Raw genomic sequence first — 17,876 nt, forward strand, 5'->3', positions numbered from 1 at the left:
GGAGGCTGGGACGATGCGTATTTCTACACAGCAGTATTTCGAGACCAGTTCCGCCAAGTACCAGAGCAACTATTCCAGTGTGGTCAAGGCCCAGGACCAGGCCACCACCGGTATACGCGTGCAAACCGCCGCGGATGATCCGGTGGCGGCGGCGCGCTTGCTGATGCTGCAACAGCAGAAAGACATGCTGGGGCAGTTCAATGGCAACATCGACACCCTGAAAAACTCGCTGACCACCCAGGACAGCGTGCTGGAAAATATCAATATCGCGATTCAGAGGGCCAGTGAGTTGGCGCTCAAAGCGGGCAACGTCGGCATCAGTGACGCTGACCGCAAATCGACCGCCGCGGAGATCGGCGCCATTGAAGACCAGGTCCTGGGCTTGCTCAATACCAAGGACTCCAGTGGTAATTACATGTTCTCCGGGAGCAAGACCGACACGCCTCCTTACTCGCGTAACAATGACGGCACCTACAGCTACCAGGGCGATGACACGCCGTTGAGCTTGAAGGTTGCGGAAAATCTGTCGGTAGCCATGGGCAATACCGCCAAAAGCATGCTGGAAAGCTCGGCGAACACTGGCCGTACGCAAACAGCACCTATCCTCGTGCCGCCAGCGGTCGACGATGGAAAGGTCACGGTGTCGGCCGGCCTGATTGCGGCTAACTCCAACTACAACAGCAGCTTTTCGGATGGCCAGCCGTATAAGCTGACGTTCACCAGCAGCACCCAATATGTAGTAACCGACAATGCTGGCAAGGACATTACCTCGGAGATTCCGGGCAATGGCACCTTCGATGCCACCAAGGAAGGCGGATCGAGTATCAAGCTGCGTGGGGTCAAGTTCGACATTGGCTTGAATCTGGGCAAGGACGCGCTGGGCAAGGACATACTGCCCGGCGCGCCAGCGGACGCCATTGTCAAGGATCGGGAGTTCAGCCTCTCGGTCAAGCCGGACACCTTCAGCGTATCGCGCACCCCGAGCAATCCGTCCACGGCACAACTGAGTGGCAGCACGGTGAGCGATCCGGCGGCTTACGCCAGCACCTTTCCCAACTCCGGTGTCATCGTCAAGTTCGGTGCGGCCGGCGCCTATGACCTGTACGCGCAGCCTTATACGGCAGACAGCCAGTCCATCGCCAGCGGTACCCTGGCGGCCGGTGCAACCTCGATCACGGCGGCAGGGGTGACCTTCGATGTCACCACCGCACCGGCTCCAGCCGCCGGCGACCAATTTTCGATCGGCGCCACCAGCAACAAGAACGAAAACGTCCTCGACACCCTGAGCCATTTACGCAAAATCCTGGAAACGCCGTCAGACGGCAATCCGGCGGCGCAGAAGGAGCTCAAGGACGTGGTGGCCAAGTCCATCGGCAATCTGACCAATGCCTACGGTCAGATCGACCAGGCGCGTGGCTCCCTGGGCGCGCGCCTCAATGGCCTGGACATTCAGTCCAAGGAAAACGTCAGCCTGGACCTGGCCAATAGCACCACCATGAGCGCCTTGGGCAACGTCGACTTCGCCGAAGCCGCCATCAACCTGAGCTTGCAGCAGACCATGCTGCAGGCCTCGCAGCTGGCCTTTGTGAAAATCTCGCAGTTGAGCCTGTTCAACAAGATGTAAATGGCGTTTCGTCAAGCGGCCCACTCTGGCAACAGGGCGGGCCGTTGTCGTTTATGGGGTTTAATTGTTGAAAGGTTTTGCACAAAGCACACAAAATTGAGTGACCTGTGAGTCATAAAGCGCATCTTCACTGTATCGTGTGAAAAGGATAAGTCGTCGCAGGGTCCTTGCGCGGTGGCTTTCAGCGAGATTTTCATGGGGTTATCCCCTTTATTGTCAGCACTCCCGGCGTAGCCCGAGGGGTGTTCTCCAGCTATTTAGTATTGGGAAGCCATAATGATTGGCATAAAAAGCATCGCCAGTTACGTGCCGGCAGACGGGATCGATAACTACGCCCAGGGTGCCAAATTCGCCAAGGATGAAGAGTTCATCATCGGCAAGATCGGTTCGGCGTTCCTGCCGCGCAAGGAAGCGGCACAGGAGACGTCCGACCTGTGTGTCGAAGCGGTCAACGCTTTATTTGCCAACAACCCGGCGTTGAAGCGCGAGTCTATCGACGCGCTGATCGTCGTCACCCAGAACGGCGATGAAGAGGGCTTGCCTCACACCGCAGCCATCGTCCAGGACAAACTGGGTCTGCCTACCCACGTGGCAGCCTTCGATATCTCCCTGGGCTGTTCCGGCTACGTCTATGGCATTTATGCGATGAAGGGCTTCATGGAAGCCGCCGGCCTGAAAAACGGCCTGCTGATCACCGCCGACCCCTATTCGAAGATCGTCGACCCCGAAGACCGCAACACCACCATGCTGTTCGGCGATGCCGCCACCGCCACCTGGATGGGCGAAGATGCACCCTGGTTGCTGGGCAAATCCAAGTTCGGCACCGACGGCTCCGGCGCGCCGCACCTGAAGGTCAGCGACGGCGTGTTCTTTATGAATGGCCGCCAGGTGTTCAACTTCGCCTTGCTCAAGGTGCCGGCGCACTTGCACGAGTTGCTCGCCGAGTCGGACCTCAAGGCCGATGACATCGACGCCTTTTGCATTCACCAGGGCAGTGCGGCCATCGTCGATGCCGTGGCACGCCGCTTTGAAGAAGCGCCGGTGGACAAATTCATCAAGGACATGGTCGAGACCGGTAACACCGTGTCGTCGAGCATTCCGCTGCTGCTGGAAAAGCACGTGATGGACGCCACCTGGAAGCGTGTGGCGATCAGTGGTTTTGGTGTGGGCCTGTCGTGGGGCTCGGCGATTCTCTATCGCCCATAATGTTTTAGCGGCTGTACAAAAAAACGCCGATGATCCTTCGATCATCGGCGTTTTTTTATTGGCGCCAGAAAAGCCAATGAAACCGGGGTTTTGTGCCGGTCTAAGCCCTTGAAATACAAGGGCTGGCACAGGGCTACTAAAAAAAATCAAAAAAATCCTCAAGCAACCGGCTACCACGACGATAACTATTACGTAGGTTCTCTAGGCCACACCCGGCGGTCGCCAGGGCCGGAAGCCGCAGTATCCAACCAACGAGGATTTCGTCATGGCAATGTCCGTAAACACCAACATCACCTCCCTGGGCGTCCAGAAGAACCTGAACAAAGCGTCCGATGCTTTGAGCCAGTCGATGAACCGCCTGTCGTCCGGCCTGAAAATCAACAGCGCCAAAGACGACGCTGCCGGCATGCAGATCGCCAACCGTCTGAACAACCAGGTCAAAGGCCTGAACGTTGCCATCGCCAACGCCAACAACGGCGTTTCGATTGCCCAGACCGCTGAAGGCGCGATGCAAGAATCCACCAACACCCTGCAGCGTCTGCGTGAACTCGCCCTGCAAGCGGCCAACGGTGATAAAAGCGACGCTGACCGTGTTTCCCTGCAGCAGGAATTCACCGCTAAAGTGGGCGAGCTGAACCGTATCGCCAGCACCACCACCTTCGGTGGTCGTAACCTGCTGGACGGCTCGTTCAGCAACGTAGCCTTCCAGATCGGTGCCAACGCTAACGAGACTATCTCGTTCGGCATGACTGATATCAGCTCGACTGCGCTGAAGGGTAACTACAAAGAAGCTGCAGTAGATGGCGCAGCGATGACAGGTTTGGCTGCTACTGCTACTGGTACCAACATCGGCGGTACGAAAGCTACCGTAACCGGTACGCCTACGGCGGCGGGTACTGCAAACACCGATAAGATCAGCATTAACGGTGTAGTAATTTCGCTGACTGCTACGGCTGCCACGGCTTTAGCCGCGGGTACAGCTGCTGCAACAGAGATCAACAAGCAAACTGCTCTCACAGGCGTTACAGCTAAGGCTGATGCGACTAGTGGTGAATTGACCCTTACTTCGAAGTCCGCCATCACCGTTGAGGATGCGGTCGCGGGCAGCGCCGCTAAGCTTGGTTTGACCAGTTCCGCAACGCCTGTTGCAGCAGTAGCGATTACCGGCTCCACTGTACTGGGCTCCGCCGGCGCTATTACCGTCAATGGTAATGCTGTGGCTTGGACTGATGCGAATACAATTGACGAAGTTCTGAACTTGGTTAAAGCAGAGGCTGGCGCTGGTGCCAAAGCAGAATTCAAGGAAGGCCGTGTAATTTTGACCTCCGGTGAAGGTAAGGACATCAAACTTGCGAACACCAATAGCGGTTCGCTGTCGCAACTTGGTCTCTCTGCGGGTACCTCCCAAGCTAAGCTGACCGCTGACACCTCCATCGATGTGAACGGCGTTGAAGTCAAGTTCAAGAAGGGTGACACCGCTGACGCGATCGTTTCTTCGATCAACAGCGCCAGCACTGGTGTTCAAGCCAGCAAAAACGCTGACGGCACCCTGAACCTGTTCGCTGACAAAGACATCACCATCAAAGACGGCAGCGCCGGTACCGGCCTGGCTGCACTGGGTCTGACTACCGTTGCTGGCGCCGGTACTAAAGCCGCCGTTACCATGGAAACCAGCGTTTCCGACCTGAGCATCCTGACTGCCGCTTCTTCGCAGCAGGCCATCCAGGCCCTGGACGACGCCATGCAGCAGATCGACAGCCAGCGTTCGCAGCTGGGTGCCGTACAAAACCGCTTCGCCAGCACCGTGGCCAACCTGCAGAGCATTTCGCAGAACTCCTCCGCTGCCAAAGGCCGCGTAGAAGACGCTGACTTCGCTTCTGAAGCCGCTGAACTGACCAAGCAACAAACCCTGCAACAGGCTTCCACTGCGATCCTGTCCCAGGCCAACCAACTGCCATCCGCTGTACTGAAGCTGCTTCAGTAATAGCGCTAGCGGTTAAATAACGGGAGGGTGCGTTTAACGACGTGCCCTTCCGTTTTTTCAGTTTGGAGGTGGTGACATGGACATGAGCATCAAGCTGAACCCGTCTTACCCCGCAAGCACGGCACAGGCCAGTCTTGGCGCAGTAATGACCCAGGTAAAGCCTGCGGCCAGCAGTGAGCCGGCCAAGGTCGAAGAGCCGCAGCGCGTGGCGCTGGAAAAGGCCGTTACTGATATACGTGAGTTTGTGCAGGCTTCCCAGCGCAACCTGGATTTTTCCATCGATGACTCCACCGGCAGAGTGGTGGTCAAGGTGATCGCCACCGACAGTGGTGAAGTGATTCGACAGATTCCATCGGAGACCGCGCTGAAATTGGCGCAGAACCTGAGCGATGCCGGCAGCCTGCTGTTTGATAGCAAGGCTTGAGTTGGCACGAAACATGTTTCTGATTGCGGTCTAAGCGTTTAAGCGCCAAAAAACGGCCGCCCCAGGACAAGGAGAATGACAAATGGCTAGTTCAACGATTTCCGGCCCTGGTTCGGGCTACGACACCCAGGCTATCGTCAAGGCGTTGGTCGGTGCCGAGCAGGCACCCAAGCAGGCTCAGATCACCAACGAGCAGAAAAAAGCCACCGTGCAGTTGTCGGCTGTCGGTTCGGTCAAGACGGCGTTGGAAGCCTACCAGGCGGCGATCACCAAGTTGAACAATGCCTCGGCTTTCAATGGGCTGGCAGCGACTTCTTCGGAAGAAAAAAACGCCAAGGTTACCCTCGGTGACGGCGCATCCAGCGGCAAGTACGTGTTGAAAGTCACTAATCTGGCGACCGCCTCGAAAGTCACCACTGCGGTGAATGTTGACGGCGCAACCGGCAAGGCTAACAGCACGGACGAAGACCAGACGCTGACCATCAATCAGTCGGGCAAAAGCTACGACGTGGTGATCCCCGGCGGCGCGACCCTGCAGCAGGTGCGCGAATCGATCAATACCCAGCTCTCGTCCCAAGGCATCAGCGCCAACGTGCTGAGCGACTCCAATGGCGCGCGGTTGGTATTGACGTCGACTAATATGGGCGAAGGTACCGACATCACCCTCAGCGGCGACTCGCAGCTGGCCACCGGGTATGACAAGGGCAAGGCGCCGACCAACGCCAAGTACTCCATTGATGACATTGAAATGTCATCCAGCAGCAACAAGATCACCTCGGCAATCAGCGGCGTGACCCTCGACCTGTTGGACACGGTTGATACCACCAAGCCGACCACCATTACCGTGGCCAGCAACACGGACACCCTGAAAACCTCGGTGCAGTCCTTCGTCAGCGCCTACAACACGCTGATGACGGCGATCAACACCCAGACCAAAGTCACCGCCACCGGTGATGCCTCTACCACCACGGCGGGTGCGTTGACTGGCGATGCTTCGATGCGTCAACTGGTCAACAGCCTGCGCTCCGAGTTGGTCAATGGCTCCGGCGCGGGCACCATGACCAGCCTGGCACAGATGGGCATCACCACTGACCAGAAAACCGGTCTGTTGAGCCTGGATGACAAGACGTGGGACAAGGCTGTGGTCAAGGGCGCCGGTGATATCGCCAAGCTGTTCACCGGCGACACGGGTTTGATCACCCGCATGAACAAGGCGACCAGCAGCTACGTCGGCACCACTGGCACCCTGGCCACCCGTGCCACCGATCTCAATAACAAGTTGACTGACTTGAACAAGGAGACGGACGACCTGACGCGGCGCATGGATGCCTTGCAGAAGTCCCTGAGCGCCAAATACACCGCCATGGACACCATGATCGCGCAGATCAACGCCAGCAGCTCCAGCATCATGACCACCCTCAACTCGCTGAACAATCCGAAGTCGAATTGATGGACGGCGCGCCTGCAAGCCCTGTTTGAGGGCCCTGGCGCAGGGTTCTGGATTAAAGTTTTCGTCGCCACGGTCGAAAAACTGGTTAAGCAAACCGATTCGATTGTCGCCAGTTACGAGGTAGCAACATGAACCCAATGAGAGCCCTTCGTCAGTACCAGAAGGTCAACGCCCATGCGCAGGTCTCCGAAGCCAGCCCGCACCGCCTGGTGCAGATGTTGATGGAGGGCGGCCTTGATCGCATGGCGCAGGCCAAGGGTGCGTTGAGTCGCGGGGATATCGCGCAAAAAGGCCTGATGCTGGGCAAGGCGATCGAAATCATCTCAGGCCTGCGCGATGGCCTGGAGCCGGAGAAGGCCGAAGACCCGGCAGCGATCCAGCGTCTGGATGCCTTGTACAACTACATGGGCAACCGCTTGGTCGAGGCCAACCAAGTCAATGATGTCGAGATGATCGACGAAGTCGCCCGCCTGCTGATCACCGTCAAGACCGGCTGGGATGCCATCGCTCCACAATAAGGCCGATCGCCTTGAGGTACACATCATGAGCCATGCACTGCAACGCATCGACGAAACCCGCGAAGCCCTTCTCGGCGCGCTGGCTGAGCGTAATTGGGAAGCTGTCGGCGAGTTGGACCTGGGTTGCCGTGCGGTGATTGATGAGGTGCTCAGCGAAGTGCCGGTGGACGAGGGCGCATTGCGCGAAAAATTGGAGAGCCTGCTGGTGGTGTATCAGCAGTTGCTGGAAGTCACGACCGGCGAGCGCCAGGCGATTTTCGAAGAGATGTCGCAGATCAACCAAGCTAAAAATGCGTCAAAGGTTTACCATCTGTTCGGATGAATGGGCTCAGTTGGTCCGAACGGTGCGTCATATATTTGACTGTGCCAGCATTTTTGACTTAACTAGTGCTGTTTTCAGATTTCAGACGTCTAGTAAGTAAGAAATCTTACAAGCGTCTTGATTGCCCTCATTCCGGGGCAGGAAGTTTTACTAGGGAAGTTGCTATTGCATGTGGCGTGAAACCAAAATTCTGCTGATCGATGACGATAGCGTCCGCCGCCGCGATTTAGCGGTGATTTTAAATTTTCTCGGTGAAGAAAATTTGCCCTGCGGCAGCCACGATTGGCAGCAGGCGGTCAGCTCGTTGGCGTCGAGCCGTGAAGTCATCTGTGTATTGATCGGGACGGTAAACGCTCCTGGCGCAGTTCTGGGCTTGTTAAAGACACTGTCAACCTGGGATGAGTTCCTTCCGGTGTTGCTGATGGGCGATATTTCTTCCGTGGACCTGCCGGAAGACCAGCGCCGTCGTGTGCTTTCCAATCTGGAAATGCCGCCCAGCTACAGCAAACTGCTCGATTCCCTGCACCGCGCCCAGGTCTATCGCGAGATGTACGACCAGGCCCGCGAGCGCGGCCGTCACCGTGAACCCAACCTGTTCCGCAGCCTCGTCGGCACCAGCCGGGCGATCCAGCACGTGCGCCAGATGATGCAGCAAGTGGCCGATACCGACGCCAGTGTGCTGATCCTCGGCGAGTCGGGCACCGGCAAGGAAGTGGTCGCACGTAACCTGCACTATCACTCCAAGCGCCGCGACGGGCCTTTCGTGCCGGTCAACTGCGGGGCGATCCCGGCAGAGCTGCTCGAAAGCGAACTGTTCGGCCACGAGAAGGGCGCCTTTACCGGGGCGATCACCAGCCGTGCCGGGCGTTTCGAGCTGGCCAATGGCGGCACCCTGTTCCTCGACGAAATCGGCGACATGCCACTGCCGATGCAGGTCAAGCTGCTGCGCGTGCTGCAGGAACGTACCTTCGAGCGCGTGGGCAGCAACAAGACCCAGAGCGTCGACGTGCGCATCATTGCCGCCACCCACAAGAACCTCGAAAGCATGATCGAGGTCGGCAGCTTCCGCGAAGACCTGTACTACCGCCTCAATGTATTCCCCATCGAGATGGCCCCGCTGCGTGAGCGCGTGGAAGACATCCCGTTGCTGATGAACGAGCTGATCTCGCGCATGGAGCATGAGAAACGCGGTTCGATTCGCTTCAACTCCGCCGCGATCATGTCCCTGTGCCGCCACGGCTGGCCGGGCAACGTCCGCGAGCTGGCCAACCTGGTGGAGCGCATGGCGATCATGCACCCCTATGGGGTGATCGGCGTGGTCGAGTTGCCGAAGAAATTTCGCTACGTCGACGATGAAGACGAGCAACTGGACAGCCTGCGCAGTGACATGGAAGAGCGCGTGGCGATCAACGGCCATACTCCGGACTTCGGCGCCACCGCGCTGTTGCCGCCCGAAGGCCTGGACCTGAAAGACTACCTCGGCAACCTGGAACAAGGGCTGATCCAACAGGCCCTGGACGACGCCCATGGCATCGTCGCCCGCGCCGCCGAGCGTTTGCGTATCCGTCGAACCACCCTGGTGGAGAAGATGCGCAAGTATGGTATGAGCCGCAAAGAAGGTGATGAACAGGCGGATGATTGACGCCTGTTTTTCAACACATTGATTTAGGGTGCCCGACCTCACCAATACTGTTCAGTTTATGACGGTGCCTGTTGCCGTCATACTGCGTTGCCGCTCCTCCCCATAGCGAGCTATGAGTCGTCGCGGCGCCTTGTCTGACAGCAACAGTCACTCGTCAAAACGGAACTGTATTGGCGAGGTCGGACACCGGCGATTTTTCCGGCACGGGTATTGCTACAACCCTCGCAACGTTCCGTTTAACTGACGGTCAGCCAAGCGAGAGAGCATCATGCCCCACGCCGCACAACTAGCTACGGCCCCTGCCATCCAGGGGCTGGTTTCGCCTGTAGAACCGCCGACCCGCCAGGGCCTGGAGCAAGCGTTCTCACAGTTCAGCCAGATGTCGAGCCAACTGACCGACTCCTACAGTCTGCTGGAAGCCCGGGTGTCCGAGCTTAAAGGCGAACTGGCGGTGGTCAGCGCCCAGCGCATGCAAGAGCTGGCCGAGAAAGAGCGCCTGGCCAACCGTCTGCAAAACCTGCTGGACCTGCTGCCCGGTGGCGTGATCGTCATTGACGACCAGGGCCGCGTGCGCGAAGCCAACCCGGCCGCCTGCGACCTGCTCGGCCTGCCGCTTGAAGGCGAGCTGTGGCGTGAAGTCATCACCCGCTGCTTTGCGCCGCGTGAAGACGACGGCCATGAAGTCTCCCTCAAGGACGGGCGTCGCCTCTCTATCGCGACCCGCTCCTTGGACGCCGAGCCGGGCCAATTGGTGCTGCTCAACGACCTGACAGAAACCCGTCACCTGCAAGACCAGTTGGCCCGCCACGAACGCTTGTCGTCGCTGGGGCGAATGGTCGCGTCCTTGGCCCATCAGATCCGCACGCCGTTGTCGGCGGCGTTGATCTACGCCAGTCATTTGACTGATGAGCAATTGCCGGCCGCCACCCACCAACGCTTTGCCGGGCGCCTCAAGGAGCGCCTGCATGAATTGGAGCATCAGGTGCGCGACATGCTGGTGTTTGCCCGCGGCGAATTGCCGCTGACCGACCGCGTCACGCCTGCCGGCCTGATGCAGTCGCTGCAAGCGGCGGCGGCCACCCACGTCCAGGACGCCAACCTGCGTTGGCAGTGTGACAGCCACCAGGGCGAGTTGCTGTGCAACCGCGACACCCTGGTCGGCGCGCTGCTCAACCTGATCGAAAATGCCACCCAGGCCAGCGGCCCGGGCGCACGCCTGAAAGTGCACCTCTATACCCGTGAACAAACCCTGCGCCTGTGTATCAGTGACAGCGGCAGCGGCATCGAGCCGCAGGTGTTGCAACGCCTGGGCGAACCGTTTTTTACCACCAAGACCAACGGTACTGGCCTGGGCCTGACCGTGGTCAAGGCGGTGGCCCGGGCCCATCAGGGACAATTGCAGCTGCGTTCCCGCCTGGGGCGTGGCACCTGTGCATTGATGACCTTGCCGCTGTTTTCCAGTGCGGCAAGCGCGGAGTAAAAGGATTATGGCTATCAAGGTTTTATTGGTGGAAGACGATCGCGCCCTGCGTGAAGCATTGGCTGACACGCTGCTGTTGGCGGGCCATGACTACCGTGCGGTCGGCTCTGCCGAGGAAGCCTTGGAGGCGGTCGAGCAGGAAGCCTTCAGCCTGGTGGTCAGCGACGTCAACATGCCCGGCATGGACGGTCACCAGTTGCTCGGCCTGCTGCGCGCACGCCAGCCGCAGCTGCCGGTGCTGCTGATGACCGCCCACGGTGCCGTCGAGCGGGCGGTGGACGCCATGCGCCAGGGCGCGGCGGATTACCTGGTCAAGCCGTTCGAACCCAAGGCATTGATCGAGCTTGTGGCCCGACACGCCCTGGGTGTGATTTCAGCGGGTGAGGGCGATGGGCCGATTGCCTTTGAACCGGCCAGCGCGCAATTGCTGGAATTGGCGGCGCGGGTCGCGCGCAGTGATTCCACCGTGCTGATTTCCGGCGAGTCCGGCACCGGTAAAGAAGTGCTGGCGCGTTACATTCACCAGCAATCCAGCCGTGCCAAGCAACCCTTCATTGCGATCAACTGCGCGGCGATCCCTGACAACATGCTTGAGGCCACCTTGTTCGGCCATGAAAAGGGCTCGTTCACCGGCGCCATCGCGGCCCAGGCCGGCAAGTTCGAACAGGCCGACGGTGGCACCATCCTGCTCGACGAGATCTCGGAAATGCCCCTGGGCCTGCAAGCCAAGTTGCTGCGCGTGTTGCAGGAGCGCGAAGTGGAGCGCGTGGGCGCACGCAAGCCGATTCAGCTGGATATCCGCGTGGTCGCCACCACTAACCGCGACCTGGCTGGCGAGGTAGCGGCGGGGCGCTTCCGTGAAGACCTGTTTTACCGGCTATCGGTGTTTCCGCTGGCCTGGCGCCCGTTGCGCGAACGCCCGGCGGATATCCTCCCGCTGGCCGAGCGCCTGCTGAACAACCACGTCAAAAAAATGAAGCACGCCCAGGCGCGGCTGTCGGCCGAGGCCCAGGCCTGCCTGGTCAGCTACCCATGGCCGGGTAACGTGCGCGAGCTGGACAACGCAATCCAGCGTGCGTTGATTTTGCAACAGGGCGGCCTGATCCAGCCCCAGGACTTCTGCCTGGCCATGGGCAATGGCGCGGCGCCGTTGCCGAGCCTGGCGCCGGTGGTTGCCGAGGCGGAATCGGCCGGTGCCCTGGGCGATGACCTGCGTCGTCGCGAATTCCAGATGATCATCGACACCCTGCGCGCCGAACGCGGCCGCCGCAAAGAAGCGGCCGAGCGCCTGGGCATCAGCCCGCGCACCTTGCGCTACAAGCTGGCGCAGATGCGCGACGCCGGAATGGACGTGGAAGCCTACCTTTTCGCCACCTGAAAAATGCTTCGGCTGACATGGTTTGTCGCCTTTTCTTACGAGTCGCCACGGACCTGGCACCCTTGTTGCTACCTCCCCTGTAAGAGCGGCGTAGCGTCAAAAAAATGCGGGTTGTCGGAGAGAGAAGTTCATGAGCCAGGGTATTGAGTTCAATCGGTTGATGTTGGATATGCGCGCCATGCAAATGGACGCCATGGCTCAGCCGAAATCCGTCGTGCCAGCACCGGAATTGGGCCAAAGCAGTTTTGCCGACATGCTCGGCCAGGCAATCAATAAAGTCAGTGATACCCAGCAGGCGTCCAGCCAGCTGGCCACTGCGTTCGAGATCGGTAAAAGCGGCGTGGACCTCACCGATGTGATGGTCGCCTCGCAGAAGGCCAGTGTGTCTTTCCAGGCCCTGACTCAAGTGCGTAACAAGCTGGTTCAGGCTTACCAAGACATCATGCAGATGCCGGTTTAAGGACGAGATTTAAGTCATGGCAGAAGCACTCTCCGACAACCTCCCCGCCAAGACAGACGGCAAACCGCCGCTGTTTGGCCTGTCGTTCCTGGAAAACCTCTCGGAAATGACCATGCTGCGTCAGGTAGGCCTGATGGTCGGCCTGGCGGCCAGCGTGGCGATCGGTTTTGCCGTGGTGTTGTGGTCGCAACAACCTGATTACCGCCCGCTGTACGGCAGCCTGGCGGGCATGGATTCCAAGCAGATCATGGAAACCCTCGCCGCCGCCGACATCGCCTACACCGTGGAGCCCAACTCCGGGGCGCTGCTGGTCAAGGCCGATGATGTGGCCCGTGCGCGGATGAAATTGGCTGCCGCTGGGGTGACACCGTCCGACAGCAATATCGGTTTTGAAATCCTCGACAAGGACCAGGGCCTGGGTACCAGCCAGTTCATGGAAGCCACCCGCTACCGTCGTGGCCTGGAAGGCGAACTGGCGCGCACCATCTCCAGCCTGAATAACGTCAAGGGTGCCCGTGTGCATCTGGCGATTCCGAAAAGCTCGGTGTTCGTGCGTGACGAACGCAAGCCCAGCGCCTCGGTACTGGTCGAACTGTTCTCCGGCCGCTCCCTGGAGCCTGGCCAGGTGCTGGCGATCGTCAACCTGGTGGCCACCAGCGTGCCCGAATTGAGCAAGTCGCAAATTACCGTGGTCGACCAGAAGGGCAACCTGCTCTCCGACATGGCGGAAAACTCGGCGCTGACCCAGGCCGGCAAGCAATTCGATTACAGCCGCCGCATGGAAAGCATGCTCACCCAGCGCGTGCACAACATCCTGCAACCGGTGCTGGGCAACGACCGCTACAAGGCGGAAGTGTCTGCCGACGTGGACTTCAGCGCCGTTGAGTCCACCTCCGAGCAGTTCAACCCTGACCAGCCGGCGCTGCGCAGCGAGCAGTCCACCAGCGAGCAGCGCACCGCCGCCAATGGCCCGCAAGGTGTGCCTGGGGCCTTGAGCAACCAGCCACCGTCGGCCGCCTCGGCACCGCAGACTACCGGTGGCGCCGCTGCCACTGCTGGCGCGATCCAGCCCGGCCAGCCGCTGCTGGATGCCAACGGCCAGCAGATCATGGACCCGGCCACCGGCCAGCCGATGCTTGCGCCATACCCGGCGGACAAGCGTAACCAGTCCACCAAGAACTTCGAACTCGACCGTTCCATCAGCCACACCAAGCAGCAGCAGGGCAAGATCAATCGCCTGTCGGTGTCGGTGGTGGTCGATGACCAGGTCAAGGTCAACGCCGCTGACGGTGCCGTCACCCGTGCACCCTGGACCGCCGACGAATTGGCGCGCTTCACGCGCCTGGTGCAGGACGCCGTCGGTTTCGACGCCAGCCGTGGTGACAGCGTCAGCGTGATCAACATGCCGTTCTCCGCCGAACGCAGTGAAGTGATCGCCGACCCTGCGTTCTACACCCAGCCGTGGTTCTGGGACATCGTCAAGCAAGTGCTGGGGGTGTTGTTCATCCTGGTGCTGGTGTTCGGCGTGCTGCGCCCGGTGCTCAACAACATCACCGGTGGGGGCAAGAAACAACTGGCGCCTTTTGCTGGAGGTGATGTCGAGTTGGGTGGCATGGGCGGCCTGGACGGCGAACTGGGCAACGACCGGGTCAGCCTCGGCGGCCCGCAAAGCATCCTGTTGCCAAGCCCGAGCGAAGGCTATGACGCTCAGTTGAACGCAATCAAGAGTCTGGTAGCAGAAGCCCCGGGCCGTGTGGCTCAGGTCGTGAAAGAGTGGATTAACGCAGATGAATGATCGAGCCGCTGTGGCCAAGCTCTCCCGGGTCGACAAAGCCGCAGTCCTGCTGCTGTCCCTGGGTGAAACCGACGCCGCCCAAGTGCTGCGCCACATGGGCCCTAAAGAGGTCCAGCGTGTAGGCGTGGCCATGGCGCAGATGCGCAATGTGCACCGCGAGCAAGTCGAGCAGGTGATGAGTGAGTTCGTCGAGATCGTCGGCGACCAGACCAGCCTGGGCGTCGGCTCCGACAGCTACATCCGCAAGATGCTCACCTCGGCCCTGGGCGAAGACAAGGCCAACGGCCTGATCGACCGCATCCTGCTGGGTGGCAACACCAGTGGCCTGGACAGCCTCAAATGGATGGAGCCGCGTGCGGTGGCTGACGTGATCCGCTACGAGCACCCGCAGATCCAGGCGATTGTGGTGGCTTACCTGGACCCGGACCAGGCCGGTGAAGTGCTCGGCCACTTCGACCATAAAGTGCGCCTGGACATCATTCTGCGCGTGTCGTCGCTGAACACCGTGCAGCCGGCGGCGCTGAAAGAACTCAATACGATTCTCGAGAAGCAATTCTCGGGTAACTCGAATGCCTCGCGCACCACCCTGGGTGGCATCAAGCGCGCGGCCGACATCATGAACTTCCTCGACAGCTCGGTCGAAGGCCAGTTGATGGACTCGATCCGCGAGATCGACGACACCCTGTCCGGCCAGATCGAAGACCTGATGTTCGTGTTCAACAACCTTGCCGATGTCGACGACCGTGGCATCCAGGCGTTGCTGCGCGAAGTGTCATCCGACGTGCTGGTGCTGGCCCTCAAGGGTTCGGACGAAAACGTCAAGGAGAAGATCTTCAAGAACATGTCCAAGCGGGCCTCGGAACTGTTGCGCGACGACCTGGAAGCCAAAGGCCCGGTGCGCGTCAGCGACGTGGAAACCGCCCAGAAGGAAATCCTCACCATTGCCCGCCGTATGGCCGAAGCCGGAGAAATCGTTCTCGGCGGGAAGGGCGGCGAAGAAATGATCTAAGGCGCCTCCCATGTCGAACAAAGATGAGACGCCCAGCGATCTGATTCGCGCGCGGGATGTCGGTGGGTTCGACATCTGGTCGCTGCCCAGCTTCGATCCCCATGTGCCGCAGCCTGAGCCTGAACCGGTCGTAGAAACGCCGGTGGAGATGGAAGAGGTGCCGCTGGATGAAGTCCAGCCACTGACCCTGGACGAGTTGGAGGCCATCCGCCAGGAGGCCTACAACGAAGGCTTTGCCGCGGGCGAAAAAGACGGTTTTCGTAGCACCACTCTCAAGGTCCGCCAGGAAGCCGAGGCGGCGCTGGCCACCCAAGTGGCCAGCCTGGAACGCCTGATGGCCAACCTGTTCGACCCCATTGCCGAACAGGACACGCAGCTGGAAAAGTCCATGGTCGGCCTGGTGCAGCACATCACCCGCCAGGTGATCCAGCGCGAGTTGGTGCTGGATTCCAGCCAGATCGAAAGCGTGATGCGCGAAGCCCTCAAGCTGCTGCCCCTGGGTGTCGGCAATGTGCGGTTGTACATCAACCCGCAGGATTTCGAGCAGGTCAAAGCCCTGCGCGAGCGCCATGAAGAAACCTGGCGCATCGTCGAGGATGCCGCGTTGTTGCCCGGTGGTTGCCGCGTCGAGACCGAACACAGCCGCATCGATGCCACGGTGGAAACCCGCATCAGCCAGATCATGGCCAAATTATTGGACCAACTGCATGAGCAAGCCCTGCACCCGGCAGAGCCAGACTTGAGCGTTGACCTGGATGCCTCCGATGCGCCTTGATCGCACCAGTTTCGCCAAGCGCCTGGGCAGCTACGCCGAGGCGACCGAGTTGCCCGGCCAGCCGATCCTCGAAGGGCGCCTGTTGCGCATGGTCGGCCTGACCCTCGAAGCCGAGGGGTTGCGCGCCGCCATGGGCAGTCGCTGCATGGTGATCAACGACGACAGTTACCACCCGGTGCAGGTCGAAGCTGAAGTAATGGGCTTTTCCGGCAGCAAGATTTTCCTCATGCCGGTGGGCAGCCTCGCCGGCATCGCCCCCGGCGCCCGCGTGGTGCCCCTGGCCGATACCGGCCGCCTGCCCATGGGCATGGGCATGCTCGGCCGCGTACTTGACGGTGCCGGGCGCGCGCTGGATGGCAAGGGCGGCATGAAAGCCGAAGACTGGGTGCCCATGGACGGCCCCACCATCAACCCGCTCAAGCGCAACCCCATCAGCGTGCCGCTCGACGTGGGCATTCGCAGCATCAACGGTTTATTGACGGTCGGTCGCGGCCAGCGCCTGGGCCTGTTCGCCGGTACCGGCGTGGGTAAGTCGGTGTTGCTGGGCATGATGACGCGCTTTACCGAGGCCGACATCATTGTGGTGGGCTTGATCGGTGAGCGGGGGCGTGAGGTCAAGGAGTTCATCGAGCACAGTCTCGGTGAGGAAGGACTCAAGCGTTCGGTGGTAGTGGCCTCGCCTGCGGATGATGCGCCGCTGATGCGCCTGCGCGCCGCGATGTACTGCACCCGCATCGCTGAATATTTTCGCGACAAGGGCAAGAATGTCCTGTTGCTGATGGACTCGCTGACGCGTTTCGCCCAGGCCCAGCGGGAAATCGCCCTGGCCATCGGTGAACCGCCCGCTACCAAGGGCTACCCGCCGTCGGTATTCGCCAAGTTGCCCAAACTGGTGGAACGCGCTGGTAATGCCGAGGCCGGCGGTGGCTCGATCACGGCGTTCTATACGGTATTGTCTGAAGGCGACGACCAGCAGGACCCAATTGCTGACTCGGCGCGGGGCGTGCTCGACGGGCATATCGTGCTGTCGCGGCGGTTGGCGGAAGAAGGGCACTACCCGGCCATCGACATCGAAGCGTCCATCAGCCGGGTCATGCCGTCGGTGGTCACGCCCGAGCATATGGCCCGTGCCCAGCAATTCAAGCAGCTGTGGTCGCGCTACCAGCAGAGCCGCGACCTGATCAGCGTCGGTGCCTATGTGGCCGGTGGCGACCGCGACACCGACCTGGCCATCGCCTTGCAGCCGCAACTGGTGACCTACCTGCGCCAGGGCCTTAACGACAAGATCAGCATGGCCGAAAGCCAGGCGCATCTGCAGTCCATCTTCGCCCCCGCGCCGGGCGGCTAAGCCATGGCCAACAGCCGCGCCGCACGCCTGGCCCCAGTGGTGGACATGGCCGAAAAGGCTGAGAAAGCCGCTGTGCAGCGCCTGGGTTATTTCCAGGGCCAGGTGCGCCTGGCGGAGAGCAAGCTGGGCGACCTGGAGCGCTTTCGCGTCGAATACCAGCAGCAATGGATCGATCGCGGCAGCAAAGGCGTGTCGGGCCAGTGGCTGATGGGTTACCAGGGCTTTCTCAACCAGCTTGAGACGGCTGTCGGCCAACAGCGCCAGAGCCTGGCCTGGCACCAGAACAACCTCGACAAGGCCCGCGAGGCCTGGCAAGCGGCGTTCGCCCGTGTGGAAGGGTTGCGCAAGCTGGTGCAGCGTTATATCGACGAAGCGCGGGCGATTGAAGACAAACGCGAGCAAAAGCTGCTCGATGAACTGTCCCAGCGCCTGCCCCGCCACGAACAGTTCTAGCTAACGAC

The 17,876-nt window shown here is 60.4% G+C and carries 16 protein-coding genes; all 16 read left to right on the forward strand.

Translation table 11 applies throughout. From position 1 onward, the window contains the following. Positions 1-13 precede the first annotated feature (13 nt). The 16 genes from BLU48_RS04020 (at position 14) to fliJ (ending at position 17,868) form a co-directional block, all read left to right on the forward strand. A complete protein-coding gene (locus BLU48_RS04020; protein WP_057023037.1) occupies positions 14-1,624 on the forward strand; it encodes a flagellar hook-associated protein 3 in 1,611 nt (536 codons plus the stop codon). Between the two features lie 276 nt (positions 1,625-1,900). Next, positions 1,901-2,830, forward strand: a complete 930-nt coding sequence (locus tag BLU48_RS04025) for a ketoacyl-ACP synthase III (protein WP_046071783.1) — start codon at positions 1,901-1,903, stop codon at positions 2,828-2,830. 265 nt (positions 2,831-3,095) lie between these two features. Then, complete coding sequence (locus BLU48_RS04030) at positions 3,096-4,814, forward strand: flagellin N-terminal helical domain-containing protein (protein WP_057023036.1); 1,719 nt, start codon at positions 3,096-3,098, stop codon at positions 4,812-4,814. A 76-nt stretch (positions 4,815-4,890) separates the two neighbouring features. After that, positions 4,891-5,238, forward strand: a complete 348-nt coding sequence (locus tag BLU48_RS04035; RefSeq protein ID WP_057023035.1) for a flagellar protein FlaG — start codon at positions 4,891-4,893, stop codon at positions 5,236-5,238. Between the two features lie 82 nt (positions 5,239-5,320). Then, positions 5,321-6,688 carry a flagellar filament capping protein FliD gene (gene fliD, locus BLU48_RS04040; protein WP_057023034.1) on the forward strand — a complete coding sequence of 456 codons (1,368 nt, stop codon included), beginning with the start codon at positions 5,321-5,323 and terminating at the stop codon, positions 6,686-6,688. 128 nt (positions 6,689-6,816) lie between these two features. After that, the gene (gene fliS, locus BLU48_RS04045) at positions 6,817-7,206 is read left to right on the forward strand and encodes a flagellar export chaperone FliS (RefSeq protein WP_057023033.1); all 390 of its coding nucleotides are present in this window, start codon (positions 6,817-6,819) and stop codon (positions 7,204-7,206) included. A 25-nt stretch (positions 7,207-7,231) separates the two neighbouring features. Then, positions 7,232-7,528, forward strand: a complete 297-nt coding sequence (locus tag BLU48_RS04050) for a hypothetical protein (RefSeq protein ID WP_005790088.1) — start codon at positions 7,232-7,234, stop codon at positions 7,526-7,528. Positions 7,529-7,697: 169 nt separating this feature from the next. Next, entirely contained in the window at positions 7,698-9,170 is a 1,473-nt protein-coding gene (locus tag BLU48_RS04055; protein ID WP_043049678.1) for a sigma-54 dependent transcriptional regulator, read from the forward strand. Between the two features lie 268 nt (positions 9,171-9,438). Beyond that, positions 9,439-10,650, forward strand: coding sequence for a sensor histidine kinase (locus BLU48_RS04060; RefSeq protein ID WP_057023032.1), 1,212 nt, complete (start codon positions 9,439-9,441; stop codon positions 10,648-10,650). A 7-nt stretch (positions 10,651-10,657) separates the two neighbouring features. Continuing rightward, positions 10,658-12,028 (forward strand): sigma-54-dependent transcriptional regulator, encoded by a 1,371-nt coding sequence (locus tag BLU48_RS04065; protein WP_057023031.1) that lies wholly within the window; start codon positions 10,658-10,660, stop codon positions 12,026-12,028. Positions 12,029-12,158: 130 nt separating this feature from the next. Continuing rightward, positions 12,159-12,488 carry a flagellar hook-basal body complex protein FliE gene (gene fliE, locus BLU48_RS04070; protein WP_046071789.1) on the forward strand — a complete coding sequence of 110 codons (330 nt, stop codon included), beginning with the start codon at positions 12,159-12,161 and terminating at the stop codon, positions 12,486-12,488. A 16-nt stretch (positions 12,489-12,504) separates the two neighbouring features. Further along, a complete protein-coding gene (gene fliF, locus BLU48_RS04075; protein ID WP_057023030.1) occupies positions 12,505-14,283 on the forward strand; it encodes a flagellar basal-body MS-ring/collar protein FliF in 1,779 nt (592 codons plus the stop codon). Continuing rightward, entirely contained in the window at positions 14,276-15,292 is a 1,017-nt protein-coding gene (gene fliG / locus BLU48_RS04080) for a flagellar motor switch protein FliG (protein WP_003192957.1), read from the forward strand. The genes fliF and fliG overlap by 8 nt, the downstream gene beginning before the upstream one ends. A gap of 10 nt (positions 15,293-15,302) precedes the next feature. Next, positions 15,303-16,067 carry a flagellar assembly protein FliH gene (gene fliH / locus BLU48_RS04085; protein ID WP_057023029.1) on the forward strand — a complete coding sequence of 255 codons (765 nt, stop codon included), beginning with the start codon at positions 15,303-15,305 and terminating at the stop codon, positions 16,065-16,067. Continuing rightward, complete coding sequence (gene fliI, locus BLU48_RS04090; RefSeq protein ID WP_043049683.1) at positions 16,057-17,415, forward strand: flagellar protein export ATPase FliI; 1,359 nt, start codon at positions 16,057-16,059, stop codon at positions 17,413-17,415. The genes fliH and fliI overlap by 11 nt, the downstream gene beginning before the upstream one ends. Before the next feature lie 3 nt (positions 17,416-17,418). Beyond that, a complete protein-coding gene (gene fliJ / locus BLU48_RS04095) occupies positions 17,419-17,868 on the forward strand; it encodes a flagellar export protein FliJ (RefSeq protein ID WP_057023028.1) in 450 nt (149 codons plus the stop codon). The last annotated feature ends 8 nt before the right edge of the window (positions 17,869-17,876 follow it).

Origin of the sequence: Pseudomonas synxantha, from assembly GCF_900105675.1 — a bacterium.
In the GTDB taxonomy this organism is placed as follows: Bacteria; Pseudomonadota; Gammaproteobacteria; order Pseudomonadales; family Pseudomonadaceae; genus Aquipseudomonas; species Aquipseudomonas synxantha.